The sequence below is a fragment of the Lentzea sp. NPDC037011 genome, assembly GCF_055607425.1.
On sequence record NZ_JBVJRT010000007.1, the window covers coordinates 163,629 to 189,126 of the forward strand.

24 protein-coding genes are annotated in these 25,498 nt (G+C 71.4%); 14 read left to right on the forward strand and 10 right to left on the reverse strand.

Annotated elements, in window-relative coordinates; all coding sequences use genetic code 11:
* Positions 1-198 precede the first annotated feature (198 nt).
* Positions 199-1,104: an AAA family ATPase gene (locus ACZ7CH_RS23020; protein WP_360396352.1), complete on the forward strand. Its 906-nt coding sequence runs from the start codon at positions 199-201 to the stop codon at positions 1,102-1,104.
* A 45-nt stretch (positions 1,105-1,149) separates the two neighbouring features.
* Positions 1,150-2,007 carry an ornithine cyclodeaminase family protein gene (locus tag ACZ7CH_RS23025; RefSeq protein ID WP_470374799.1) on the forward strand — a complete coding sequence of 286 codons (858 nt, stop codon included), beginning with the start codon at positions 1,150-1,152 and terminating at the stop codon, positions 2,005-2,007.
* Between the two features lie 125 nt (positions 2,008-2,132).
* On the opposite strand, the gene ACZ7CH_RS23030 is transcribed toward ACZ7CH_RS23025, so the two are convergent.
* Entirely contained in the window at positions 2,133-3,356 is a 1,224-nt protein-coding gene (locus ACZ7CH_RS23030) for a family 16 glycosylhydrolase (protein ID WP_458431334.1), read from the reverse strand.
* Positions 3,357-3,565: 209 nt separating this feature from the next.
* Here ACZ7CH_RS23030 and ACZ7CH_RS23035 point away from each other — a divergent pair, with 209 nt between their 5' ends.
* Positions 3,566-4,129 carry a TetR/AcrR family transcriptional regulator gene (locus ACZ7CH_RS23035; RefSeq protein WP_360396356.1) on the forward strand — a complete coding sequence of 188 codons (564 nt, stop codon included), beginning with the start codon at positions 3,566-3,568 and terminating at the stop codon, positions 4,127-4,129.
* Between the two features lie 54 nt (positions 4,130-4,183).
* Here the strand turns inward: ACZ7CH_RS23035 and ACZ7CH_RS23040 are convergent, their stop codons facing one another.
* Positions 4,184-4,645 carry a nitroreductase family deazaflavin-dependent oxidoreductase gene (locus ACZ7CH_RS23040; protein WP_470374800.1) on the reverse strand — a complete coding sequence of 154 codons (462 nt, stop codon included), beginning with the start codon at positions 4,643-4,645 and terminating at the stop codon, positions 4,184-4,186.
* Positions 4,645-5,409: a LuxR C-terminal-related transcriptional regulator gene (locus ACZ7CH_RS23045; protein ID WP_360396358.1), complete on the reverse strand. Its 765-nt coding sequence runs from the start codon at positions 5,407-5,409 to the stop codon at positions 4,645-4,647. The genes ACZ7CH_RS23040 and ACZ7CH_RS23045 overlap by 1 nt, the downstream gene beginning before the upstream one ends.
* A gap of 115 nt (positions 5,410-5,524) precedes the next feature.
* Here ACZ7CH_RS23045 and ACZ7CH_RS23050 point away from each other — a divergent pair, with 115 nt between their 5' ends.
* The 3 genes from ACZ7CH_RS23050 (at position 5,525) to ACZ7CH_RS23060 (ending at position 9,286) form a co-directional block, all read left to right on the forward strand.
* A complete protein-coding gene (locus ACZ7CH_RS23050; protein ID WP_470374801.1) occupies positions 5,525-7,201 on the forward strand; it encodes an AMP-binding protein in 1,677 nt (558 codons plus the stop codon).
* Positions 7,202-7,277: 76 nt separating this feature from the next.
* Positions 7,278-8,099, forward strand: a complete 822-nt coding sequence (locus ACZ7CH_RS23055; protein ID WP_470374802.1) for an SDR family NAD(P)-dependent oxidoreductase — start codon at positions 7,278-7,280, stop codon at positions 8,097-8,099.
* Entirely contained in the window at positions 8,075-9,286 is a 1,212-nt protein-coding gene (locus tag ACZ7CH_RS23060; protein WP_470374803.1) for a hypothetical protein, read from the forward strand. Before ACZ7CH_RS23055 ends, ACZ7CH_RS23060 begins: the two co-directional genes overlap by 25 nt.
* Here ACZ7CH_RS23060 and ACZ7CH_RS23065 read toward each other — a convergent pair.
* Both ACZ7CH_RS23065 and ACZ7CH_RS23070 read right to left on the reverse strand, forming a co-directional pair.
* The gene (locus ACZ7CH_RS23065) at positions 9,264-10,124 is read right to left on the reverse strand and encodes an AraC family transcriptional regulator (protein WP_458431338.1); all 861 of its coding nucleotides are present in this window, start codon (positions 10,122-10,124) and stop codon (positions 9,264-9,266) included. The genes ACZ7CH_RS23060 and ACZ7CH_RS23065 overlap by 23 nt on opposite strands.
* 28 nt (positions 10,125-10,152) lie before the next feature.
* Positions 10,153-10,821, reverse strand: coding sequence for a nitroreductase family protein (locus ACZ7CH_RS23070; RefSeq protein ID WP_360396368.1), 669 nt, complete (start codon positions 10,819-10,821; stop codon positions 10,153-10,155).
* Positions 10,822-10,892: 71 nt separating this feature from the next.
* Between ACZ7CH_RS23070 and ACZ7CH_RS23075 the strand changes: the two genes are divergently transcribed.
* A complete protein-coding gene (locus ACZ7CH_RS23075) occupies positions 10,893-11,798 on the forward strand; it encodes a LysR family transcriptional regulator (protein WP_470371212.1) in 906 nt (301 codons plus the stop codon).
* Between the two features lie 249 nt (positions 11,799-12,047).
* A complete protein-coding gene (gene paaZ, locus ACZ7CH_RS23080; RefSeq protein WP_470374804.1) occupies positions 12,048-14,069 on the forward strand; it encodes a phenylacetic acid degradation bifunctional protein PaaZ in 2,022 nt (673 codons plus the stop codon).
* 65 nt (positions 14,070-14,134) lie between these two features.
* Here paaZ and ACZ7CH_RS23085 read toward each other — a convergent pair whose 3' ends face one another.
* Positions 14,135-15,616, reverse strand: a complete 1,482-nt coding sequence (locus ACZ7CH_RS23085) for an FAD-dependent oxidoreductase (protein WP_470374805.1) — start codon at positions 15,614-15,616, stop codon at positions 14,135-14,137.
* A gap of 63 nt (positions 15,617-15,679) precedes the next feature.
* Between ACZ7CH_RS23085 and ACZ7CH_RS23090 the strand changes: the two genes are divergently transcribed.
* The 3 genes from ACZ7CH_RS23090 to ACZ7CH_RS23100 all read left to right on the forward strand — a co-directional run bounded on the left by ACZ7CH_RS23090 (position 15,680) and on the right by ACZ7CH_RS23100 (position 18,884).
* On the forward strand, positions 15,680-16,948 hold the full coding sequence (locus ACZ7CH_RS23090) for an NAD(P)/FAD-dependent oxidoreductase (RefSeq protein WP_360396375.1): 1,269 nt from the start codon (positions 15,680-15,682) through the stop codon (positions 16,946-16,948).
* 31 nt (positions 16,949-16,979) lie between these two features.
* Positions 16,980-17,906 (forward strand): SRPBCC family protein, encoded by a 927-nt coding sequence (locus ACZ7CH_RS23095; RefSeq protein ID WP_458431343.1) that lies wholly within the window; start codon positions 16,980-16,982, stop codon positions 17,904-17,906.
* Positions 17,907-18,056: 150 nt separating this feature from the next.
* Complete coding sequence (locus tag ACZ7CH_RS23100; protein ID WP_458431344.1) at positions 18,057-18,884, forward strand: extensin family protein; 828 nt, start codon at positions 18,057-18,059, stop codon at positions 18,882-18,884.
* Between the two features lie 183 nt (positions 18,885-19,067).
* On the opposite strand, the gene ACZ7CH_RS23105 is transcribed toward ACZ7CH_RS23100, so the two are convergent.
* From ACZ7CH_RS23105 to ACZ7CH_RS23115, 3 genes are all read right to left on the reverse strand, one after another.
* Positions 19,068-19,577, reverse strand: coding sequence for an ATP-binding protein (locus ACZ7CH_RS23105; RefSeq protein ID WP_360396381.1), 510 nt, complete (start codon positions 19,575-19,577; stop codon positions 19,068-19,070).
* 655 nt (positions 19,578-20,232) lie between these two features.
* Positions 20,233-21,516, reverse strand: coding sequence for a HAMP domain-containing sensor histidine kinase (locus ACZ7CH_RS23110; RefSeq protein ID WP_470374806.1), 1,284 nt, complete (start codon positions 21,514-21,516; stop codon positions 20,233-20,235).
* A complete protein-coding gene (locus ACZ7CH_RS23115; RefSeq protein WP_360396385.1) occupies positions 21,513-22,178 on the reverse strand; it encodes a response regulator transcription factor in 666 nt (221 codons plus the stop codon). Before ACZ7CH_RS23115 ends, ACZ7CH_RS23110 begins: the two co-directional genes overlap by 4 nt.
* Positions 22,179-22,201: 23 nt before the next feature.
* Between ACZ7CH_RS23115 and ACZ7CH_RS23120 the strand changes: the two genes are divergently transcribed.
* Positions 22,202-22,756 carry a hypothetical protein gene (locus ACZ7CH_RS23120; RefSeq protein WP_360396387.1) on the forward strand — a complete coding sequence of 185 codons (555 nt, stop codon included), beginning with the start codon at positions 22,202-22,204 and terminating at the stop codon, positions 22,754-22,756.
* A gap of 66 nt (positions 22,757-22,822) precedes the next feature.
* Here ACZ7CH_RS23120 and ACZ7CH_RS23125 read toward each other — a convergent pair whose 3' ends face one another.
* Positions 22,823-24,016, reverse strand: coding sequence for an AGE family epimerase/isomerase (locus ACZ7CH_RS23125; RefSeq protein ID WP_470374807.1), 1,194 nt, complete (start codon positions 24,014-24,016; stop codon positions 22,823-22,825).
* A gap of 176 nt (positions 24,017-24,192) precedes the next feature.
* Here ACZ7CH_RS23125 and ACZ7CH_RS23130 point away from each other — a divergent pair, with 176 nt between their 5' ends.
* A complete protein-coding gene (locus tag ACZ7CH_RS23130) occupies positions 24,193-24,333 on the forward strand; it encodes a hypothetical protein (protein WP_154697563.1) in 141 nt (46 codons plus the stop codon).
* Between the two features lie 20 nt (positions 24,334-24,353).
* Complete coding sequence (locus tag ACZ7CH_RS23135; protein ID WP_470374808.1) at positions 24,354-25,430, forward strand: nucleotidyltransferase family protein; 1,077 nt, start codon at positions 24,354-24,356, stop codon at positions 25,428-25,430.
* Positions 25,431-25,498: the final 68 nt, after the last annotated feature.

A 25,498-nucleotide genomic window follows, 5' to 3' on the forward strand; every position in this document is an offset into this window, starting at 1 on the left:
GCAAGATCCCCTCGCTCTTGCGGTACTTCACAGAATCATTCTGGATCGTGGAACAATTCCAAGGCGGGGTCTTACGGGTTGTTTCGAGGTCGAGTGGTATCGAAAACATAACTGCGGTGATGTTCAGGCGCCGGCGTTCAAGCATGCCTCCTGAGTAGGCTTGATCCACTTGCCTCGACCACTTCGCCTGGGGGGACAGTGCACCGCATCAAGGCCAGTCCTGCCCTGGCACGGCTGGAATGGGTCCTCGACGGCCTGGACGGGAAGCCCGGCTGGGGAGCTGACGCGTCCGACGTGCTCGCGCCGGAGTTCACCGCCGTCGTCACAACCGAGAGGTACGTCGAGGTGACCCGCGGTCGAGCTGCCCGTTACGCGCCGGTCGTCGTGGTCGGTCTCGACGTCGGCGAGACCACCGCCCAGGCGCGGATCCGCCGCCACGACGGCACCGTCGATGTCGTTTCCTGCGTCGTCGAGACCGCCCGGCCGCATCGAATTGCCGGCACGTGGGTCACCGAACTCGTGCCGACGGATCTGACACCGAGGTTGCCGGCCGATTTCACGGACTACGACTTGCCTTCCGCCGCCACGAAAACGCGGCTTGTCGTGTTCTCCGGGGTGCCCGGCAGCGGGAAAAGCACCTTGGCCGACGCGGCAGGCGCCGAGCTGGGGATCCCGGTCTTCGCCACCGACTGGCTGCTCGGCGCGCTGACCCCGTTCGGCGGTCGCCACTTCGAGGCTCCGCTGGCCATCGCTGAGGAAGTGCTGACCACGCTCGCCCTGCGGCAGCTCGTCGCCGGGCAGTCCGTGATCCTCGACCACCCCACCGAAGAGGTGGCGACCAGGAACCGCTGGCGCAGCCTGGCACGCCGAGCCGGTGCGGAGCTCCGCGCGGTCGTGTGCCGCTGCTCCGACCCGGAAATCCACCGCGGCAGGCTCGAAGGGCGCAGCCGCGGGATCCCCGGTTGGCATGACGCCGGCGACTGGTCCAACGTGCGGCAGCGGCTGGCCGGCTTTCCCCCTTGGCACGGGGAGGCGCTCTCTGTGGACACCGTTCAACCACGCGAGCTGACCCTTGCCGCAGTCCTGCGGCACATCACCACCTGACGGCGCACCGCCGAGGTGCCACGGCAGGTCGTTACCATCCGAACCATGACCATGCCCGCAGCGATCGAAGCCGTCCGGGACGCGTTCACCGGCCTCACCGCGGGGGAGTTCGACCTGCCGCCGCGGCAGGCGTTCGGGGAGAGCCGGTCGCTGGTCATGGCGGTGCACCACCGGCCGAGCGCGTCGACCGCGGTGAAGGTCGTCAGCATCGAGGTCGAGCGGGACCCGGTGATCACCGGGACCGTGGTGTTCAGCCACCCCGGCGGGCAGTTCGCGACGGATGCGGTGCCGTTGACGACGTTGCGGACCGGTGCGGTGGTGGGGGTGGCGACGGATCTGCTCGCCGACGAGGACGCCGGGCAGATGGCGTTGCTCGGGGCCGGCGCGCAGGCCGCGGACCAGGTGCGGGCGGTGCACGCGGTGCGGCCGCTCAAGAAGCTCGTGGTGTTCAACCGGCACCTCGGGCGGGCCGAGGCGTTGCTGGAGGGGCTCAGGGACGAGTTGCCGGACACCGTGCTGGACGTGGCGGCCGCGGCCGACGAGGCGGTGGCGCAGGCGGACGTCGTGTGCTGTGCGACGGCGGCGACCGTGCCGTTGTTCCGGATGGAGGCGTTGAAGGAACGGGTGCACGTCAACGCGATCGGGTCCTACCGGCCGGTGATGCGGGAGCTGCCGCAGGAGTTGCTGGCGAGCGCCGAGGTCGTGGTGGTGGACCAGGTCGAGGCGGCGTTGAGCGAGGCCGGGGAGATCATCCGGGCGGTGCGGTCCGGGGTGCTCAAGCTGGAGGCGCTGGTGGAGCTGGGGGCGGCGCTGGGGAACCCGCCGCTGCGGCAGGGGCGGACCGTGTTCAAGTCGGTCGGGATCGCGGTGCAGGACTGGGCGGTCGCCAAGCTGTTGGCGTGAACGCACAGCCTGAAGACAAGACCTGACAACGAGAACTGGGCGCGCACCCTCTCCGCCGCGAGGGGTGCACGCCCAGTTCGCACCTCCGCGCGGGCCGTGAGCGGTCCGCGCGGAGACTTCTCAGGTCAGACCTGCCACTTCTGGCTGGCCACGCCCAGGCACTGCCAGATGTGCGTTCTCGTGCCGTCGCCCGAGGCGCCACCGACGGTGTCGAGGCACTTGTTGGCCTGCGGGTTCACGATGTCCTGCGCCCCGCTGACGGCCCACTTCTGGGCTGCCGAGCCGTTGCAGTCCCAGAGCTGGACCACTGTGCCGTTCGCGGTGCCGCCGCCGTTGACGTCGAGGCACTTGCCCAGTGCGCGGATGGTGCCGTCACCGGGGCGGCTCCACTTCTGGGCGGCGTTGCCGTTGCAGCCGACGATCTGGATGGGCGTGCCGTTGGCCGTGTTGGCCCAGGGCACGTCGAGGCACTTGCCGCCGATGCCGCGGATCTCCGAGCCACCGGCGGGCGGGGTGGAGTCGCTGGAGGAGGCGCGAACCCAGTCGATCACGAGCTGCTGCGGGAACGTCGTGCTGGCGTCGGGGTAGCCGGGCCACTCACCACCGACCGCGAGGTTGATGATGATGAAGAACGGCTTGTTGAACACCCACGGGTTGCCGTTGACGTCGGTCGGGGTGTTGCGGGCGTAGACGTTGCCGTCCACCGACCACGTGATCTCGCCGGGCTTCCAGTCGACCGCGAAGTTGTGGAAGCCGTCGGAGAAGTTCGGGCCGTTGTAGGCGTGCGACTTGCCGCCGGCACCGGAGTAGCCGGGGCCGTGGATGGTGCCGTACACGGTGTTCGTCTGGTGGCCCAGGAACTCCATGATGTCGATCTCACCGGAGCCCGGCCACGGGTTGCCGGTGTTGATGTCGGCGCCCAGCATCCAGAACGCGGGCCAGATGCCCTTGCCGCGCGGCATCTTCATGCGCGCTTCGAAGCGGCCGTAGGTCTGCGTGAACTTGTTCGCGGTGTTGATGCGCGCGGACGTGTACTGGCAGCGGCCGTACCAGCAGTTGTAGTTGCCGGGGTTCTCCTTCTTGGCGGTGATGACCAGGTTGCCCTGGCCGTCGTGCGCCGCGTTGGAGGTACCGGCCTGGTACCACTGGTGTTCCCTGTTGTTGCCGTTGTTGTTGCCCACTTCCATGTTCCACTTGCCACCGTCGACACCGGTGCCGGCGGGAGCGTTGAACTCGTCGGCCCAGGTCACCGCCGCGTTGGCAGGGGGAGCTTGGCTGGTGGTGGCGACGGTGATCCCTGCGGCCACCATCAAGGCGGCGGCAAGGGCCGTCCCGATGCGTCGCTGCATCGAACCGACCTTTCCGGGTGTTTAGTTGTGCGCCCAGTGGTTCGGAAGTGTTGTCGCGCCGTGACTCTCGGTCAACTTGTAAACGTTTTCAGGTTGTCGTCACGTGGGAGCGCTCTCAAGAACTCCAGGCCGTGACCAGCAGGTTTGGAGCCAGTTGACACGAACGGACTCGCTTGCGCGATGAGGCTAAGGGCATTAGCCTCCGGGCTGTGAACGTTCGAGCCAGGCTGAGCACCGCCGCTGTCGTGGACGCCGCGGTGGCGGTGCTGGACGAGCACGGGGTCGAGGGCTTGACGCTCGCCGCCGTCGCCGCGCGCACCGGGGTGGCCACGCCTTCGCTCTACAAGCACGTCGGCAGCCTCGCGGAGCTGAAGGCGCACGTCGCCGTGCGCGCGCTCGACGACATGACCGAGCGTTTCACAAAGGCGGTCCTCGGCAGGGCGGGCGACGACGCGGTCACCGTGCTGATGCACGAGTACCGCGCCTACGTCCGCGAGCACCCGAGGCGGTACGCGGCCATGTCGGTCGACCCGCTGCACGACCCGTCGTTGCGGGAGGCGGGTGTGCGGCTGATGGAGGTCATGCTCGCGACGCTGCGCGGGTACGGCCTCGAAGGTTCCGACGCCGTCCACGCCACGCGCCGGCTGCGGGTCCTCGTGCACGGGTTCGCCGACCTCGAGGCCCGCGGCGGGTTCGGCCTGCCGGAGGAGCTCGACGACACCTACGACCAGCTCGTCCGGATGTACCTCGACAGCCTCGGGGGGACCACGTGAAGATCGCGCACCGCGTGCTGCCGGCGGTGGGCTGCGCGTGGCTCGCCTGGGAGCTCAGCCGGACGCGGGAACCAGCCGGAACACCCGCGGTGCCCGCCCGGAGCGCGTGACGTAGCTGTCGAACGCGGGCCACACCGCGAGCATCTTGCCCCACGCCTCGTCCCGTTCGGCGCCTTCGAGCAGCCGGGCGCGGACGGGGCGGATGGTGCCGCGGACGTTCGTCTGCGCGTCCGGGTTCTTGAGCAGGTTCGCGGTCCACGCCGGGTGGTCCGGCCGGCCCCAGTTCGTGCCGGCGACCAGCACGCTGTCGCCGTCGGGCACGTACTGCACCGGCGTCTCGCGGCGCTGACCGCTCCTCGCGCCCGTCGAGATCAGCGTCAGGCCCTTCTGGCCGCTGAACGACGTCGTCATCACCCGGCCGCCGCTGACCCGGTACAGCGCGCGGTCGAACGCCATGACGACCGGGCGCAGGTTCGCGAGCCACCTCTGCTCGCCGAGCCACCGGGCGAGTGCCATCACAGCACCCCTGAGGACCGTGCCGCGTGCACGGCGGCCGTGCGGTTGTGGACGCCGAGCTTGCGCATCGCGCCCTTCAGGTACGCCTTCACGGTCTCGGCGCTCAGGCCGAGCTCGCTCGCGATCTCCCGGTTCGCCGCGCCCACGGCCGCCAGCCGCAGCACGTCGAGCTCCCTCGGGGTCAGCGTCGTGGGAACGGAGCCGGTCACGGGTTCGCCGCCGAGGTCGTGGTGGACCTTGCGGAGCCGGTCGCGCAGCGCCGGGTCGTCGACGAGGCGGGCGACCTCGGCCAGTTCGCGGAGTGCCGCTTGGGTGTGCAGAGAAGGCATGTCCAGGTCCTGTGCGAAGCCCTGCGCGATCGCGCCGGCCAGCCTGATCGCCCGGTCGCCGACGGTGGCGTTGCCGCGCACGGCGCCGTAGAGCACGCCCTGCACAGTGCCGCGCACCGCGACCGGATAGGCGAACACCGAGGTCAGGCGCTCCTCACCGACGACCATCGGGTCGAACTCGTGGGTGATCGCGCGGGTGGAGGCGTAGTCGTTGACGCGCACGGGCGTGCCCATCGCGACGGCCGTGCCGCCCAGCCCGCGGCCGGAACCGACCCGCAGGCCGTGCAACGACGTGCCGCGGGTGCCGTGGAAGTGCGAGAGCAGCAGCTGGTTCGCCGCCGTGACAGCGCCGCCGAACACCACGGGCAACCCGGTGGCGCGGCGGAGCATGTCCAGGCGTTGCGGCAGCAACGCGGGGAAGCGGTCCGGCAGCACGTCCAGCAGTCTTGCTGACGGGAGCACCCTCGAAAAGGGGTGCACCCCCGTCCGGGGGTATCGGCGTGCCCTCGGGCCACCGCACCCTCGTCAGCCAGCGAAAGGAGGCCAACCGATGGCCAGTCACGACACCTACCGCGCGGCCCGCGACCTGATGCTCACCGACCCGGGGTCGTTCCGCTGGCCGAGCTTCCCGGACGCCTTCAACTGGGCGCACGACTGGTTCGACGTCATCGCCGAGGGCAACGCCGCCACCGCGCTGCACATCGTCGAGGAGGACGGCCGCGAGCGCGCGCACTCGTTCGACGAGCTGCGCCGCCGGTCCAACCGGGTCGCGCACTGGCTCGCGCGGCACGGCGTCGGCAAGGGCGACAGCGTCATGATCATGCTCGGCAACCAGGCCGAGCTGTGGGAGTCGATGCTCGCGGTGATGAAGCTCGGCGCGGTGATCATGCCGACCACCACCGCACTCGGGCCCGCCGACCTCGCCGACCGGCTGCGGCGCGGTGCCGTCCGGCACGTCCTCGCCCGTGCCGAGGACGCGGACAAGTTCGAGGGCGTGGCCGGGGAGGACACCGGCACGGTGCTGATGGCCGTCGGCGGTGGCGCGCGGGCCGGCTGGCTCGACTACGCGCAGGCCGGCGACGAGCCGGACACCCCGCTGCCGCACCCGCAGACCCGCGCCGACGACCGCTTGCTGCTGTACTTCACCTCCGGCACCACCAGCCGCCCGAAGCTGGTCGAACACACCCAGGTCTCCTACCCGGTCGGGCACGTCACGACCATGCGCTGGATCGGCATCCGGCCCGGCGACGTGCACCTCAACATCAGCTCGCCCGGCTGGGCCAAGCACGCGTGGAGCTGCTTCTTCGCGCCGTGGATCGCCGAGGCGACGATCTTCGTCTACAACTACGCCCGCTTCGACGCCGCGGCGTTGCTGGAGCAGATCCGCTCGAAGGGCGTCACCACGTTCTGCGCGCCGCCGACGGTGTGGCGGATGCTGATCAAGGCCGACCTCAGCGGCGGACCCGGTGCGCTGCGGGAGGTCGTGGCCGCGGGCGAACCGCTCAACCCCGAGGTGGTCGAGCAGGTCCGGCAGCACTGGGGCCTCACCCTGCGGGACGGGTTCGGCCAGACCGAGACCACGCTGTCGGTCGGCAACCTGCCCGGCGAGGTCGTGAAGCCCGGCTCGATGGGACGGCCGCTGCCCGGTGTGCCGGTGGTGCTGGTCGACCCGATCACCGGTGAGCGCGCCGACGAGGGCGAGATCTGCATCGACCTGGGGGAGCGGCCGATGTCGCTGATGGCCGGCTACCACGGCGACGAGGAGCGCAACGCCGAGGCGATGGCCGGCGGTCACTACCACACCGGCGACATCGCCTCCCGCGACGAGGACGGCTACCTGTTCTACATCGGACGGTCCGACGACGTGTTCAAGGCCTCGGACTACAAGATCTCGCCGTTCGAGCTGGAGAGCGTGCTGATCGAGCACCCGGCCGTCACCGAGGCCGCCGTCGTGCCCGCGCCCGACCCGCTGCGGCTCGCCGTGCCCAAGGCGTACGTGGCGCTGAGCCCCGGCTGGGAGCCGACCAGGGAGACCGCGCTGCAGATCCTGCGGCACGCCCGCGAGAACCTGGCGCCCTACCAGCGGATCCGGCGGCTGGAGTTCGCCGTGCTGCCCAAGACGGTGTCCGGCAAGATCCGCCGCGTCGACCTGCGCGGCCGCGAGGAGCAGGGCGTCGAGCAGGCGGCGGAGTGGCGCGACGAGCAGTTCCCCGAACTGCGCAGGTGACCGTCGCTCGACCTGGTGCCGACCGGCGATCACTGGGAGCGTGGACGACCTCGCCCACGACGACAGGAGCACACCCATGGTGCGCAAGATCGCCGGTCGGCCCGCTGTGATCACCGGTGCCGCCTCCGGCATCGGCCGCAGCCTCGCGCGGCGGCTGTCCCGGCACGGCTCCCCGGTGGTCATCGCCGACGTGAACGAGGAGGAGCTCGCGAAGACGGCGGCCACGCTGTCCGGGCCGGTGCTGAGCCGGGTGCTCGACGTGCGCGACGCGGAGGACTTCCGGCGCTTCGCCCGGGAGACGCGGGAGTGGCTCGACCTGCCGCTGGCCGCCGTGTTCAACAACGCGGGCGTGGCGACGGCGACGAGCGTGCTGAACGCCGTGCCCGAGGACGACACCTGGCTCTTCGACATCGACTACTGGGGTGTCGTGAACGGCACGCGGGCGTTCCTGCCGATGCTGGTGGAGCAGAACTACGGCGTCGTCGTGAACACCTCCAGCGTCTACGGGCTGGTGGGCATGCCGAACAACAGCGCCTACTGCGCGGCGAAGTTCGCGGTGCGCGGCTTCACCGACTCGCTGCGGCAGGAGCTGCGCGGCACCGGCGTCAGCGCGGTGACCGTGCACCCCGGCGGGATCAAGACCAACATCATCCGCAACGGCCGCATCCGCCGCGACCCCGAGGACCGCGGCCGGGACCTGGAGCAGATCGCGGCCGACTTCGACGCCGTCGCGCTCACCACGCCCGACCGCGCAGCCGAGGTCATCCACCGCGGGGTGGAGAAGGGCAAGGCGCGCATCCTCGTCGGACCGGACGCGCACGTGTTCGACGCGCTGGCCCGCATCGCGCCCACGCACTACTTCAGCGCGATGGCGTGGTTGTTCGACCGGCGGCGGTGACGCTGCCGCCGGAGGACTGGGGGAAGATCTCGCGCATGCGTTCCTCGACCGCGGTCCGGCGGACCGAGCAGTGGTTCGTCCGGCAGGGCGCGCCGACCATGATCGAGGGCTACGCCTTCCTCACGCACGTGCTGCCGCGGATGCTGCCCGTGCTCGCGTTCATCGCGGCCGGCAGCCTCGCGTGGCTGGTGCCGCTGCGGGCGGCCGGACCGGGCCGGTGGGTGCTGCTCGGCGTCGTCGTCGCGGTGACGGTGGGCGCCTGGACGGTGATCTCGGTGTTCGTGCGGCGGCTGCCGACGTTCTCGCGGCGCACGACCTTCCTGCTGCTCGGGGCGTACGCGGCGATGCCGGTCGCGGTTCCGCTGCTGCAGCTGGTGATCGACGACACGATCACCGCGCCGGGCGAGGAGCTGTTCGGGCTCGTCGGGTTCGTCGTCTTCTTCGGGGTGGCGTTCGTCGCGGCGATGGTGTTCACGACCTACGGCGTGGCCGGGCTGGTGCGGGCGGCGGTCCGGCACGTCCTGCACGACCTGCGCAACAGCGTCCACCTGCTCGGCCGCGCGTTGCCGCCGATGCTGTTCGTGACGCTGTTCCTGTTCTTCACCGGTGAGCTGTGGCAGGCGATGAACCAGCTGTCGTGGCAGCGGGTGAGCCTCGTCGTGCTGCTGTTCGCGGCCATCACCGTGCTCGCCGCGGCGGCCCGGCTGCGCGAGGAGATCGGGCGGGTGGAGCAGGACCTGCGCCCCGAGGTGCTGGCGCGGGCGTGCGAGGGCACCCCGCTGGCCGGTGTCGAGGTCGCGGAACCGTTGCAGCCCAAGCGGCTCACCGGCAGGCAGCTGCGCAACCTGCTCGTCATGCTCGCCACCAGGCAGCTCGTGCAGGCCGCGGTGATCGGGCTCGCGCTGTTCGCGTTCTTCGTGCTGCTCGGGCTGATCGTGGTCACGCCGGCGGTGGCCGAGCAGTGGATCGGGTCGCCGCCGGTCATGTCCCCGGTCCTGGGCCTGCCGTCGGCGATGCTGCGCAACGCCACGCTGTTCGCGGCGTTCGGCAGCATGTACCTGTCGGTGACGTCGATGAGCGACAACGAGCACCGGCGGCAGTTCTTCGCCTCGGTCGTGGAACGGGTCGAGCGCACGCTGGCGGTGCGCGCGGTGTACCTGGACCTCAGAAAGCAGGTTCGGGGCTGAGCGCGGTGTCGCGGCTGGGCGGCACGCCGAACCGGCGCCGGTACTCGCGGCTGAACTGCGACGGGCTGTCGTAGCCCACCCGGTGGCCGGCCCGCGTGACGTCCGTGCCGGTGGCGAGCAGCACCCTGGCCTCCTGCAGGCGGATCTGCTTCTGGAACTGGATCGGGCTCAGCGCGGTGACGGCCTGGAAGTTGCGGTAGAACGCCGACTCGCTCATGCCCGCGACCCGTGCGACGTCCTCGACCTTGAACGACTCCGCGTAGTGCGCGCGGATCCAGCTCACCGCCCTGGAGATGTGCGCGAGGCTGGAGTCGCCGCTGCCCAGCTGCCGCACGGCGGCGCCCTGGTCGCTGTTCACCACCCGCCAGAGGATCTCCTGCTTGACCAGCGGGGCGAGCACCCGCGCGTCCCGCGGCCGCGCGACGAGCCGGGCCAGCCGGGTGACGGCGTCGAGCAGCTCGGGGGTGGCGTCGCTGACGGCCAGGCCCTGCGGGGTGCCGGTGGTCCGCGGCAGGTCGTGGCGCAGCAGCAGCTCGGCCACCGCCTCCGGCCGCAGGACGATGCCGAGGCCGAGCGCGGGGTGCGCCGGGCTCGCGCCGACCCAGTCGCCGGTGATCGGCAGGTCGACCGAGGCGACGAGGTACTGGCCCGCCCGGTAGTCGTGGACCCGGTCGCCGAGCGCGATGCGTTTGCGGCCCTGCGCCACGAACGCGAGGATCGTGCCGGTCGTCGACGGGCCCTCGTGGCTGCGGACGACCTTGGCCATGAGCACGTCCTCCACCGGTGTGCTCAGGTCCGGCCGGGCGTGCCGGAGGATCAGGTCACGCAGCTCGTCCACCGCGGTGATGGTCCTCGCCGCGGGAGGATCAGGCAAGCCCGTCCACGAACGTCAGCGCCTCCGACAGCGGTTTGCGGTGCAGGTCCGGCACCTCGCAGTCGTCGGCGGGGTACCCGACCGGGAACAGGATGTAGGGCCGTTCGGACTCGCGGCCCAGCAGGTCGGTCAGGAACGTCATGGGGTTCGGCGTGTGCGTCAGCGTCGCCAGGCCCATCGAGTGCAGGGCGGCGATGAAGAACCCGCACGCGATGCCGACGCTTTCGTTGGTGTAGTAGGTCTTCCGGCCGTTCTGCTGCTTCTGCGCGAACACCACCACGAGCCAGGGCGCGACCTCCAGGAACTCCTTGTGCTCGTCGGTCTCCAGCCGCGCCAGCGCCGCGTGCCACTCGGGGACGTCGCGCTCGCGGTAGAAGTGGCGCTCCTCCCGTTCGGCGGCCTCCCGCACCCGGCGCTTCACCTCCGCGTCGGCCGTCGCGACGAACCGCCACGGCTGCTGGTGCGCGCCGCTCGGGGCGGTGTTCGCGGCCCGCACCGCCACCTCGATCGCCTCGGCGGGAACGGGGTCCGGCGAGAACCAGCGCACCGAACGGCGCCGGTCGAGCAGCCGGTGGAACTCCCGGCCGCGGTCGAGGCCCTCCGCGATCGGCAGGCGCGGTGGCGTGTACGGCAGGAACGGGTGGCGGTGCTCTCGGGTCACGCCCTGGACGATGCCGATCCGCGCAGCCGAAGACCAGCTCAAGTTTCTCAGGCCAGTTGTAAGTTCAGCTCATGAATCTGCCGAACGTGACGCTGCGGCAGCTGGAGTACCTGGTCGCCGTCGCCGAGACCGGGTCGCTGACCGGCGCCGCGGCCCGGTGCCACGTCTCGCAGGGCGCGGTCTCGCTGGCGCTCACCGAGCTCGAACGCGTGCTGGACCTGCAGCTGGTCGTCCGGTCACCGCGCAGGGGAGCGGCACTGACCGCCGCCGGCCAGCGGGTGCTCGCCGACGCCCGCAGGGTGGTCGGCGCACTGGGCGACCTCGGCGCGCAGGCCCGCGGGCTGAGCCGGACGGTCGGCGGGACGCTCGTGGTCGGCTGCTACGCGCCGATCGCGCCGTTCCACCTGCCGGCGGCGATGGCCACGTTCGAGCAGGCCAACCCCGGGGTGTCGGTGCGGTTCGTCGAGGGGAGCCTGCCGGAGATCGGCGAGCACCTGCTCACCGGCCGCTGCGAGATCGCGTTCCTCTACGACCAGGACCTGCAGCCGGGTCTCGCGTTCCGCAGGCTGTACGACCAGGAGCCGAAGGTGCTGCTGCCGCAGGGACATCGGCTGCGCCGGCGACGCGCGGTGCACCTGCGTGACCTGGCGGGTGACCCGTTCGTGCTGCTGGACGTCCCGCCGAGTGAACACTACTTCCGCTCGGTGTTCGCGGCGGCGGGGCTCGACATGGTGGTGGCGCACCGGGCCCGCAGCTTCGAGCTGGCCCGGTCCCTGGTGGCGCGCGGCCTCGGCTACTCGATGACCGTGCAGCAGCCGGCGGTGTCGCAGTCCTACGAGGGGCTGGAGGTGGTGAGCCTGCCGTTGCGCGACGCCGTGCCCACCACGCCGGTGGTGCTGGGCTGGGCGCAGGGCGGTCCGCTGACCCGGCGCGCGCAGGCGTTCGCGGACCACTGCGCGGTCCTCTTCCGCCCGTGAGCAACTGCAAGTACCACCAACACATGGTCAAACCTCCGCTGACCACCACCAACATGTTCGTCACCTGCCGAAGCAGACTTGCGTGCGCAGGGCGGCCGGGGTGCTGTTGGTAGTGGAAAAGTGCCTGTTGATGTTGGGTTGGTGGTACTTGCAGATGCGTGGGTCAGGGAGGGGCGGGGTGGTCGCTGATACGTTGCCGTGGGACGGGTGGTGAGGATCCACCACCCCTCGCGGAGAAGGGTTGGCTCGATGAGCTTGCTGCGCAGTTACGTGTCGGGGAAGTGGCACACGCCGGACGCCGAGGGCGCGCCGTTGCACGACGCCGTCACGGGTGAGGAGATCGCCCGGATCTCGTCCGCGGGCATCGACATGGGTGCCGCGCTCGACCACGGGCGCCGCGTGGGCGGGCCGGCGTTGCGCGAGCTCACCTTCCACCAGCGCGCGCAGCTGCTGAAGGCCCTCGGCCTGTACCTCAAGGAGCACAAGGCCGAGCTGTACGCGTTGTCCGCGCGCAGCGGTGCCACGCGGTCCGACTCGTGGATCGACGTCGACGGCGGCTTCGGCGTGCTGCTCGGCTACGCCTCCAAGGCCAAGCGCGAGCTGCCCAACGACAAGGTCTACGTCGACGGGCCGGTCGAGCCGCTGGGCCGCGGCGGCACGTTCGTCGGCCAGCACATCTGCACGCCGCTGCGCGGTGTCGCGGTGCAGATCAACGCCTACAACTTCCCGATGTGGGGGCCGCTCGAGAAGTTCGCGCCCGCGTTCATCGCCGGGGTGCCGTCGCTGATCAAGCCCGCCTCGCAGACCGCGTACGTGACCGAGAAGCTGGTCGAGCTGATGCTCGCCTCCGGTCTGCTGCCGGAGGGGTCGCTGCAGCTCGTCTGCGGGTCGGCCGGCGACCTGCTCGACCACCTGACCGAGCAGGACCTGGTCGGGTTCACCGGCTCCGCGTCGACCGCCCAGCACCTGCGCACGCACCAGGCCGTGATCCGGTCGTCAGTGCGGTTCAACGCCGAGGCGGACTCGCTCAACTGCTCGATCCTCGGGCCGGACGCCGTGCCGGGCACACCGGAGTTCGACCTGTTCATCGGCCAGCTCGTCGCCGAGATGACGACCAAGGCCGGTCAGAAGTGCACAGCGATCCGCCGTGCGCTGGTGCCGTCGTCGCTCATCGACGCGGTGGGCGAGGCGACGGCCGCGAAGCTCGCCGAGGTGGTGATCGGCAACCCGGCCGACAGGTCGGTGAAGATGGGGGCGCTCGCTGGTCTGGAGCAGCGCGAGGAGGTGCTGCGGTCGCTGAAGGCGCTGCGGGAGAACGCTTCCGTGGTCTACGGCGACGGTGCGCTGTCCCTCGTGGACGCCGACGCCGAGCGCGGTGCGTTCATGTCGCCGATGTTGCTGCGCGCGCCGGCGGACGCCGTGCAGCCGCACGAGGTCGAGGCGTTCGGGCCGGTGTCCACGCTGATGCCGTACGACTCGGTGGACGACGCGGTGACGCTGGCCGCCAGGGGCTCCGGCTCGCTGGTCGGGTCGATTGTCTCGGCGGACACCGGCTTCGTGCGCGACGTCGTCGTCGGCGTGGCGCCGTGGCACGGGCGGCTGCTGGTCCTCGACCGCGACGACGCGGGGGAGTCGACCGGGCACGGGTCGCCGCTGCCGATGCTGGTGCACGGCGGACCGGGCCGCGCCGGCGGTGGCGAGGAGATGGGCGGCATGCGCGGCGTGCTGCACCACATGCAGCGCACCGCCGTGCAGGGCTCGCCCAAGGCCCTGGCCGCCGTGACGAACCGGTGGGTCGCCGGGGCGCCGCGCACCGAGGCCGAGGTGCACCCGTTCCGCAAGACGCTCGCCGAGCTGCGGCTCGGTGACACCGTGGTGGCCGGCCCGCGCACGGTGACGCTGGCCGACATCGAGCACTTCGCCGAGTTCACCGGGGACACGTTCTACGCGCACATGGACGAGGAGGCCGCCGCGGCCAACCCGTTCTTCGGCGGGCGGGTCGCGCACGGCTACCTGGTGGTGTCGTTCGCGGCGGGCCTGTTCGTCTCGCCGGAACCGGGGCCGGTGCTCGCGAACTACGGCCTGGAGAACCTGCGGTTCGTCACGCCGACGTTCCCCGGCGACGAGCTGACGGTGACGCTCACGGTCAAGCAGATCACGCCGCGCGAGGACCAGGACTACGGCGAGGTGCGCTGGGACGCCGACGTGGCGAACCAGAAGGGCGAGTCGGTGGCGCGCTACGACGTGCTGACGCTGGTCGCGAAGAGCTGACAGCACAGCACAGCGGGCCGGCGGCGACCTGCGCCGCCGGCCCGCTGTGTTCAGGAGGAGCCGGGCTACTTCGGGTCGCGCCGGGGCAGCGGCCGCGTGGCCGGTCCCTCCAGCACGTTGCCGTCCACGTCGAACCGCGAGCCGTGGCACGGGCAGTCCCAGCTGCGTTCGGCCGAGTTGAACCGCACCAGGCACCCGAGGTGCGTGCAGCGCATGGACACGGCGTGCAACTGCCCCTCCGGGTCGCGGTAGACACCGGTCTTGCCGAGGCCGTCGCGGATGACGTGCGCGTGGTCGGGCGGCAGCGCGTCGCTGTTCGTGGCGTCGGCCGGCAGCACCCGGTCGCCGACCATCTCCACGGCCACCTCGGCGTTCTTCTTCACGAGCGCCGGCAACGACTTCAGCGACAGCCGGTGCGGGCTGAACCGCTCGGCGAGGTCGTTCGGCTTGCCGGTCACGAGGTCCGCGAGCACGGTGGCGGCGAACGTGCCGGAGGTCAGGCCCCACTTCATGTACCCGGTGGCGGTGAAGATGGTGTCCGCGCCGGGCGTGTAGCTGCCGATCATCGGCAGGCTGTCGTAGGCCGTGGGGTCCTGGGCCGACCAGCGGTGGGTCACCTCGGTGACCGGCCAGTGCCGCCGGGCGAACTCCTCCAGCCGCCGGTACGGCTCCTGCACCGGCTTGCCGGTCTCGTGACCCTGCCCGCACACGATCAGCTGGTCGCCGTACGCGCTGATCGACCACGACGGGCTGCCGGCGCTGATGGCGAGCGCGCTGGGCGGCGGACCGTCCAGCCGGGCGGCGATGGCGTAGGAGCGCGGCGTCTTCAGGCGGGCGAAGAACAGGCCGCGGTCGAGCAGCGGGTAGTGCGTCGCGAGCACGAGCCGGTTGAAGCGCACCTCACCGTCCTTGGTGGACAGCTTCTGCCCGGTCACGTCGAGGACGCGGCTGTGCTCGTAGACCTTGCTGCCGTCACCGTCGACCGCGGCGGCCAGGCCGTGCAGGTACTTCACCGGGTGCAGGGTCAGCTGGTCGTCCAGCCGCACCGCGGCGTGCACCTCGAACGGCAGGTCGAGGTCCGCGTCCAGGCGGACCGGCAGCCCGGCCTGCCGCGCGTGGCGGAACTCGGCCTCGACGGTCGCCACCTCGTCCTCGGCGTAGGCGTAGGTGGCGGCGGACCCGCGTCGCAGGTCGCAGGCGATCTCCTCGCGCTGCACGAGGTCGGCGACCTGGCCGACGGCCGCCAGTGACGCGGCGGCGTAGTCGGCGGCGGTCGCGACGTCGTGCGTGCGCACGAGGGTCGAGTACACAGTGGACTGCAGCGCGGTCACCTTGGCGGTGTTGTTGCCCGACGCGCCGGACGCCACGCGGTCGGCCTCCAGCACCACGACCCGCAGGCCGCGGCGTTTGAGCAGCAACGCGGTGGTCAGACCGGTGATGCCGGCGCCGACGACCGCGACGTCGAACGAGTGGGTGCCGGTGAGCTGCGGACGGGGCTGGGCGGGCAGTGCGGAGAGCCAGAGCGACTGGTCGCCGGTGGTGGTCATGGCGGCCGGGTACCCGCGAGTGGTCTCTGCATGCCTGCGGCCGTGGCGGGGTATGCGGGGTGCATGGGTAAGCACCGGGTAGTCGTCGTCGGCGGAGGGTTCGGCGGCCTGAACGTCGTGCGCGGGCTCAAGGACGCCGACGTCGAGGTCACGCTGATCGACCGCACCAACCACCACCTGTTCCAGCCGCTGCTCTACCAGGTCGCGACGGCGTTGCTGCCGGCAGGGGACATCGCGCCCGCGTTCCGCGCCATCCTGCGCAAACAACGCAACGCGCACGTGCTGCTGGGCGAGGTGACCGGGTTCGACACGCAGCAGCGGCTGGTCGACGTCGACCTCGCGGACGGCACCGCCCACCGGGTCCCGTACGACACGCTGGTCGTGGCCGCCGGTGCCCGCGACAGCTACTTCGGCAACGACCAGTGGGCCGAGCACGCGCCGCCGATGAAGACCCTGGAACAGGCCGTCGACCTCCGCTCACGGCTGCTGCGGTCGTTCGAGCACGCGGTCACCGGTGACCCGAAGGAGTGGTTGTCGTTCGCCGTCATCGGCGCCGGCCCGACCGGCGTGGAGCTGGCGGGCCAGCTCGCCGACCTCGCCCGCCGCGCCCTGAAGGGCCAGTTCCGCGAGATCGACCCGCGCGACCTGAGCATCACGCTCCTCGACGCCGTGCCGCACGTGCTGCCGCCGTTCTCCGACCCGCTGCGCAAGCACGCGCGGGCCAAGCTCGAACAGCTCGGCGTCACGGTCATGACCGGTGCCATGGTCGAGTCGATCGACGACCGCGGCCTGACCACGAAGGACGGTGACCGGGTCGAGGCGCGCACGATCATCTGGGCCGCGGGCGTGCAGGCCTCACCGCTGTCGCGCAAGATCGCCGAGGCCACCGGAGCCGAGCTCGACCGCAAGGGCCGGATCAAGGTGGACCCCGCCGACTGCTCGGTGACGCCGGAGATCTTCGCGATCGGCGACATGGCGAACCTGAACGACCTGCCGGGCATCGCCGAGCCCGCGATCCAGGAGGGCCACCACGTCGCCCGCGTGATCAAGGCCCGGCTCACGGGGCGCACCCACCGGCCGTTCAAGTACCTCGACCTCGGCACCATGGCCACGATCTCGCCCGCCGACGCCGTCGCGGACATCAAGAAGCTGCGGCTCAGGGGCGTCATCGGCAAGGTGGCGTGGGCGGTGGTGCACATCGCGTTCCTCGTCGGCTTCCGCAACCGGATCGCCGTGCTCGCGAACTGGGGCTGGAACATCGTGACCGGCCGGCGGACCCAGTCGATCATCCTGCAACCGGTGCAGGCGCGGGACGGGTCCACCGGCAGTTAGCGCCGGCGCGGGTGCGGGTACCCGCCCTGGCGTGAACACCGAGCTGCTGGGCCTCTACCTCAACGACCACCTGACGGCCGAGGCGGCGAGCACCGAGCTGGCCCGCCGGATCAGCCGCACCCGGCCCGAGCTGCGGGCGCTCGCCGACGACGTCGAGTCCGACCGCGAGGAGCTGCTCGACGTGATGCGCGGCTACGGCGTGGAACCCCGCGCGGCCAGGGCCGCGATCGGCCGGCTGGCGGAGAAGGCGGGGCGGCTCAAGCTCAACGGCCGGCTGCTGAGCCGCTCACCGCTGAGCGACGTGCTGGAGCTGGAGGGCCTGCGGCTGGCCGTCGAGGGCAAGGCGGCGCTGTGGCGGACGCTGCGCGCGTTGCCCGGGGCCGACACCGACCGGTTCGACCGGCTGCTGAGCCGGGTGGAGGGCCAGGCGGGCGTGGTCGAGCGGGAGCGGATCCGGATCGCCCCGAAGGTGTTCACCGCGGAGCAGCCCGCCGGCGCCGACGCCGGCGGCCTCGGGGGAGTGGACGTCGAGCGCACGTTCACCGTCGCCGCCTCCCCGGAGAACGTCGTCGGCTACCTGCGCGACTTCGCCCGCACCGAGCAGTGGGACCCCGGCACCGTCACGTGCGCGCGGCTGGACGACGGCCCCGTCGCGGTCGGCTCGCGCTGGCGCAACGTCTCCACGTTCCTCGGCCGCCGCACCGAGCTGGTGTACGAGCTGACCAGGGACGACCCGGACCGGCTGCGGTTCGAGGGCCGCAACGGCACCGCCACCACCGTCGACGACATCTCGGTCACCGCGGGCGGCACACCGGGCACGACGAAGGTCGGCTACCACGTGCACGTGGAGCTCACCGGCCTCGCGAAGCTCGGCGCGCCGGTGGCGAAGCTCGCACTGGAGAAGCTCGGCAGCGACACCGAGCGGTCGCTGATCCGGGTGCTCGGCGACGTCGGCTGAGCCGTCGCGCACAGCGGTAAAGGCAAAGGAAAACCGCAGGTCAGGACGCGTTCCCCGGCTCGGGGGCGATCCCTAGACTCCCTCAGGCCGGTTGCACGGACAGGCTCTTCCTCCTGGCGGCACCGGCCTGAGCACAGAGGGAGAACTGGGGTGTTCGAGAACAACGTCACCAGGCGCGGTTTCGTCACGGGCGCGGCAGCGGTCGCCGGTCTCGCCGGCCTGTCCACCGTCGCACCGGGCCTCGCGGCCGCCGACCCGAAGATCGGCGACCAGCACCGCGAGGAGGAGTTCACCGCCTCCGACGTCAGCGCCGCCGCGCTGATGACGTTCCAGAAGATCGACGGCACGCCCGTCTACTACTGGCGCTCCAACCGCGGCAACACCACCGCGCGCAACTGGCAGTGCACCGACGCGTTCTACACCGCGCTCGTCGCGTGGATCCGCGACCTGCGCTCCCTGTCGTCGAGCTACGGCTCGATCAGCTACATCGTCTCGGCCGGCTTCTACGTCGACAAGGCGGGCCAGCACGGCGCCGGCACCGCCATGGACCTCGACCACGTCCGCTGGTCCGGCGGCAACACCACCTCCCCGCTCGACCAGGCCCACGCGTCGGGCACCGCGTCGGTCCGCAAGCGCTACCTGGCCACCGAGGCCGTGTGCCGCCGCCGGTTCCGCTACGTGCTCGACGGCTGGTACAACGCCGACCACGCCGACCACATCCACGCCGACTTCGGCGGCATGCCGGTCCGCGCGGTCAAGGACTCCGAGTCCGACACCAAGTTCGTCCAGGCCGTGTGCAACAACTTCCGCGGTGCCGGCCTCGCCATCGACGGCATCTGGGGCCCGGCCACCACGAGCGCGTTCACCGGCCTCAAGTCGGCGCTCGCCATCACCGGCGACCCGCACACCAGCTCGTCGGTGTGGCAGTCGATGCTGTCGAAGATCGCGACCAAGGGCTTCGCGAACCAGAACATCTGACCCGCGCTCCGCATCGACCGGCTTTGCCGTGACATTTCGCGGTCGGCCGGTCTCGATTCACGAGCGGTGTCCACCGCACCTTGCGAATGCGCGAGGAAGCTTTTGGAGAATTGCCGCGCGGAAAACGGCGAGGGGCGCATCCAGCACCGTGGATGCGCCCCTCGCCGTGAGATGGGGAAGTGCCTACCTGGGCGCGCTGCCGCCCGGGCCGCCGAGGCCGAACAGGATCCGCTGGATGAGCTCGGGATCGACCTCCGGCTCGTCGCCCAGCGCCTCCGCGGCCGGCGAGCGGCGGCGTTCGCGGCGGGGGAGCGGGACCGCGGTCGCGTTCACGCCGGTCGGGAGCGGGATCTCGCACCAGATCAGCTTCACGCCACCGCTGAGCTGCAGCTCACCGGTGCGCAGGTCGGGGGAGGTGGGCGGCATGACGAACCGGGCCGCCTCCAGCTCCACCACCAGGTAGTCGCCGGTCAGCCGCAGCCGCAGCGTGATCAGCCGTGAGGTCTTCGGGTCCGCGGCCTCGATCGCCGCCTCCACCAGGGCGCATGCGACGGCGGAGCACTCGCCGACCATGTTGCGCAGCCGCCACTCGCCCAGTGTGAACCGGACGAACAGGTCCGCGCAGTTCACCGCGGTGGGCAGCGCGATGAGTGTCAGGTCGTCGACCTGGGCGGTCGGGGCGTTCGCCTGCATGCTGCCTCCGTTTCGCGTGCGGCGCGCGAGGCCACGACAGACACCCACATGGCCGTCGCGGTGTGCCGGAATCTACATGGGTATACGGAGGAAGCAACGGCCCGGTTGACCCGTCCGTCAAAAGTCACGCTCAAGTCACGATCAGAAGGCCTGTCGTTCACTCAGTGTGGGAATGGCAGGGCTCCATGATCACTTTCCGTGATAACGGGAGTCGGCATCGCTTCCGGGCGAACCGGTACCGGGTGCCGGGAGGGGCGCCTGCTGCGGCGGGGCGACGAGGGGGACGGTGCCAGGCCGTCGCGCTGGTCGTGGGGCGTATTTCCATTTCAAGGTGGTGGCGACATCACGGCACTTAAAAATATTTAAAACGGATTAATCGTCTGAACGGTGGATCAGCGGTGCCGGGCCGTCGGCTAACTTCAGTCGTGATCGCCACAGCGGTCACCTCGACCACCTGAACACGCCGGTCCCCACACCTGGCGCCGAGAGCCCCGGCAGATCCACCTCACCACACCGGTGTGGAAGGGCACGTGCGCACTGCTCACCGGTTCCTCCCTCCTGCTCGGAACCCGGTGGTGCGGCAGCGGTGCAGCGCGGCCGGCCGGTGCCCGCCGGCGGCGCGGACCCCGTCCCAGGTCCGCGCCGCCGGCGGTGTTCACGACACGACCCTCCGGAGCCTCAGTTGGACGCGTGCACCACCCAGAGGCCCGCGGTCGACGTGGAGGGAACCACCCGTGCTCTCCGCGACCCTGCGGGCGATGTCGAGCCCCAGCCCGGTGGACCCGCCACCGCTGGTGCCGCGCAGCACCGCGTGCCCGGTGTCCCGGATGCCGGGGCCCGCGTCCTCGACCACCAGCGCCACCAGGTCGGCCTGGTGCACCAGCGCGACACCGAACCGCGTGCCCTCCCGCGTGTGGCGGAAGACGTTGCCCAGCACCGCGTCCAGCGCCGCGGTGAGGTCGGTGCGGGCCAGCGGCACCAGCGCCGGGCGGTCGGCGCCCCTGACCGTCCACGGCCGGTCCTGGTCGTCGGCGAGCGCGGACCAGAACACCAGCCGGTCGCGCACCACGCCCGAGGCGTCCACGGCCGTGCTCTCCGGCTGGAGACCCGACCGGGCCGCCTTGATGATCTCGTCGACCTCTCTCTCAAGCCCCTTCACGGCCGCGCGGATGCGGTCCGCCCCCATCCCCTGTCCGAGGGTGTCCGCGTCCAGCAGCAGGGCCGTGAGGGGTGTTCTGAGGCGGTGGGAGAGGTCGGCGACCACCTCGCGTTCGGCGGCGAGCAGGTGCCGGACGCGTTCGGCCATCGCGTTGAACGCCCGCCCGACCTCCTTGAGCTCGGGCGGGCCCTGCACCGGGACGCGGGCCGACAGGTCGCCGTGCCCCATGCGCCGCGCGCCGTCCGCGAGCGCCCTCGTGGCCTTCACCGCCCGCGCGCCCAGCCGGTCGGCGACGAGCACCGACCCGGCCACCAGGCCGACCGCCACACCGGCCAGCGCGAGCCAGGTGCCCATGACGCCGTGCGTGAGCTGCTCCGCGGGCACGAACGCCTCGACGATCGCGATCTCGTTGCCGCCCAGGGCGATCGGCTGCAGGTAGGCGACGCCGTCCGGGCGTTCGGCGACGCCGGCCCTCGCCTGCCTCACCGCGTCGGCGAGGTCCTTCGCGGTGATGTGCGAGGTGCCGACCGTGACCGGTCCGCTGAAGTGCACGGCGAGCCGCTGCTGCCCGCCGTAGCGGGTGCTCGCGATGGCCTGCCGCACGTCCTGCGGACTGCGCGAGATCACCAGCGCGGGCGTGAGGGCACCGGCCTGCTTCTGCGCCTCGCTGAGCGCGCGGTCGTGGGCGGCACCCTTGACGACGATCGCGAGCGGGATGAGGAACGCCAGCGCCACCATGCTCGTCGCCGCGAGAGCGACGAGCACCAGTGACCGCCTCACCTCGGTGCGACCAGGCGCACGCCGACACCGCGCACCGTGTGCAGGTACCGCGGCCGGGCGGCCCGTTCGCCGAGCTTGCGCCGCAACCAGCTCAGGTGCACGTCGAGCGTCTGGTCGTCGCGGTGCGAGGGCCACAGGTGCCGCAGGATCTCCGCACGCGGCACGACCTCGCCCTGCCTGCTCGCGAGGAACGCGAGCAGCTCGAACTCCTTGTGCGTCAGCGACAGCTCCTGACCGTCCACAGCGGCCCTGCGGCGGTCCACGTCGACCTCCAGCCCGCCGACCCTGAGCTGCCGGTGGTCCTTGGCCCGCCGCAGCACCGCCTGCACCCGCGCGCCGAGGTGCTCGCTGGAGAACGGTTTGACCAGGTAGTCGTCGGCACCGGCGTTGAGCAGCCGGACGATCTCCTGCTCGTCGTCGCGCGCCGTGGCGATGACGACGGGCGTGTCGGTGACGCCCCGGATCATCCGCAGCGCGTCACCGCCGTCGAGGTCGGGCAGGCCGAGGTCGAGGACCACGACGTCGTAGGCGTGCGCGGAGACTTCGCGCAACGCCTCGATCGCGAGCGCCACACCGTGCACGACGTGGCCCTGGTCGGTGAGCGCGCGTGTGATGGCGGCGCGCACGGCGGAGTCGTCCTCCACCAGGAGTACCGATGCCATGTCGCTAACGGAGGGACGTCGCGGTGAGACGGTCGATCGGGTACCTGACCGCGTGGGCGGTCGTGACCGCGGCGGCCGTCGGGCTGTCCTGGCTTGGAATCCGGTCGGCCATGGAACCCGCTCCCGTCGCCGTCGCCGATGCCACCGGTGGACCCGGGATTCTGCCGATGCCGACCTTCGAGTCGATGAGCGTGGCCGTGCCGACCACCACCACTACCGCTCCCGCCGCTGTTGCCACCACGACCACCAGGCCTCCCCTGCGCTCGTCCGCTCCGGTGTCAGCTGTTCCGACGAGTACTACGGATGGGCGGGCGTCGGCGGCTCAACTCCCGGCCGGCGAATGGCAGGCGGACGGGTCGTACGTGCACGCGTTCCACCTGCGCGGCGGGGACGTCGTGGTGCGGTTCCGGGCGTCCGGGGTGCAGGCGCTGTCGGCCACGCCCGCGGAGGGGTGGGCGGTGGGCGTGGAGCAGCCCGGTGGGCCGTTGGTGGTGAACTTCCAGGACCCGGCGGGGAGGTTGTCGCGGTTGGAGGCCACTTGGGAGGGTGGGCCCACCGCGCGGGTGGTCGAGAGGTAGACGGCGGCGCGGACGTTGCCCCGCCGCGGAACCGCCCGAGTGGCGGCTCCGCAACGGGGCCACGGGCTACAGGCCGATGGCCTTCGCGATCTGCGCCGGCCGGAGCACCCGCAGGATCGCCTCGAACAGGTAGTAGTCGCCGTACGGCAGCGAGACCTCGACGCCGTCCTCCGCGGGCCGGTTGCGGGTGCCGCGCGCCAGGACCGCCTCCGCCCGGCTCGACTGCGACGTCAGGCAGGTGCGGACGAGACCGTCGAGGATCAGCAGCGCGCGCCGGCGGTAGCGCTCCTGGCCGGTGGCCTTCGCGAGGTCCAGCAGGCCGCAGGCCAGGATCGCGCCCGCGGAGGAGTCCTTGACGTCGTTGGCGCCCAAGGGGGAGCGGTAGTCCCACACCGGGACGTTGTCGGGGGTGAGGACGGACAGGGCGTAGTCGGCCATCCTGCGGGCGGTGTCGCGGAACTCGCGCAGGCCCGTGCGGCGGTACATGGTCGTGAAGCCGTAGACGCCCCAGGACTGGCCGCGCGACCAGCACGAGGCCGGGCTGTAGCCCTGGACGGTGCCGGGGCCCAGGGGTGCGCCGGTGTCCGGGTCGAAGTCGAAGACGTGCGGGGTGGAGCCGTCGGCGCGCACGAAGTGGGTCTGGGTGGTGCGGGCGTGGGCGGTGGCGATGTCGATGAACCCGCGGTCGCCGGTCTGCTCGGTGGCGAACGCGAGGAGGTCGAGGTTCATCATCGTGTCGATGATGACGCGGCCCGCGTTGCCGGGGGTGCCGAGGCGGCCCCAGGCGCGGATGAACCGGCCGGTGGCGTTGTAGCGCCGGGTCAGGGTGTTCGCCGCGTCGACGGCGCCGTCGCGCCAGACCCGGTTGCCCGTCAGGCGGTACGCCGTGACCCAGGAGGGGGAGAAGAGGAAGCCCAGGTCGTGGTCGCGGGGGTCCAGGCGGCGCGGGGCCAGGCGGTCGTTCGCGGCCTCGGCGAGGGTGCGGAACAGCGGGTCGCCGGAGTCGAGGTGCGCGAGCCAGAGGGTGCCCGGCCAGAAGCCGCCGACCCAGCCGCCGTCGGCGACGTGGGTCCACTTCTCGAAGCGGGTGATCTCCGGGAACGAGGTGGTGCCCGGTGCGACCGCGCGGAGCTTCGCCAGGCCGTAGTCCAGTGCCGCGCGCAGGCGGGCCGGGTCGGCGGAGGCCGTTCCGGTGCCTGCGGAGGCGACCAGCGGGGTGGTCGCGGCGGACGCGAGGAGGGTGCGTCGAGACAGGTTCACGAGACCGTCCAGTCCCTTTCGGATTCCGTGCGCCCGGCGCCACCCTGCCAGAGACGATCAAGGTCCGGCAAGAGGTATTCGGGTTGTGCATGGGCAGTACGGAAAACCTTGGGATTGACGGTGTGAAAAATTGATTCTTACGCTCGATTGCGTCGAATCGAGTTGGAGGTCTTGAGATGGCACAGGTACGGGTTCGCAAGCCGGTCGCGCCGGTCGTGCTCACGCCGTCGCTGGTGCAGGCGATGATCGCCCGCCGGCAGGCCGTCCAGGTGGCCAAGTTCCGCACCACCTGCACCGACTGCCTGCCCAACTACTGAGCGGCTGAGGGGACTTCGCCGTGGAGCTCGACGCTGATGCGCTGATTCGCGCCTTGGCGGTGTGCTGCGGCGAAGAACCCGCCGACCCGGCGGAGGCGGTGTGGCTCGCCCGCAAGAAGCAGCCGTCGTTCCTCGCCACCCTGTGCTCCGCGTGGGGTGAGCTGAACGACGGGCTGGCCTTCGAGCTGGCCGCGCAACGCGACCGGGTCGCGTTCTACCGGGTGCTGGCGGCCTCGCTGGACTCCCCGGAGATCATTCCGCTCAAGGGCCTGGAGGTCGGGCGGCTCTACCCGGCCGGCTGGGTCAGGTACATGAACGACCTCGATTACCACGTTGGAAAACCCGAACTGCTGTGGGAGGTCGCAGCCGCTTTGGTCGAACGCGGCTGGACGCTCGACTCCGGCACGTTCACGAGGGTGGACAACTCGCTGCAGGTGCTGCTGAGCTTCCGGATGCCGCACCCCGACCGCTACCAGCTCCCCTACGGTGTGGAGCTGACGAGCTACGTGAGCCTCGGCGACCTCGGTGCGGTGCCGCCGGTGCTCACGCTCACACCGGACCTGGCGCCGGTGAAGAACCTGATGATGCTGCTGTTCGAACGGTTCGAGCAGCCGTTCCGGGCACGCGACCTCCTCGACGGGGCGTTGCTCGTCGAGGCGGCGCAACCCCGTGACGTGGAGCGGATGCTGGACCGGCTCGACCTGTGGCCCGAGTACGCGGAGCTGGCGTCGCTGCTCGCGCGCGCAGAACTGGGACCGTCGCCGCAAGTCCCGCGTGACGCCGTGGTGAGAGCACGTCGGCGTCGCGCGGGACGGGCCATGCGCAGCGTGCTGTCCACCGCCGGGCTGGCCCGCAGGGCGCAGCACCGGATGGTGGACCGCGGGCTGCCCGCGGCCGGGCGCAGGGCGTTCGAACGGGTCGGTGCCCGCTGGGCGCTCGACTCGGGGCTGCTGTGCTTCGGGCTGCCGGTGGACGGGCGGTCCGACCGCGTGCGCGTCGGCGAGCGGGGGGACCTGACGTGGGTCGACACCCCGGTTGCCCGGTTCCTGCTGACTCCCGGCGACGAACTGCCGTCGTCCGCCGAGGAGTTCGTCTGAGGAGGTGTGTTGGTCATGGCCGTGAACTCCCGCAAGCCCAAGCTCCCGACGAAGAAGTAGGAGGACTC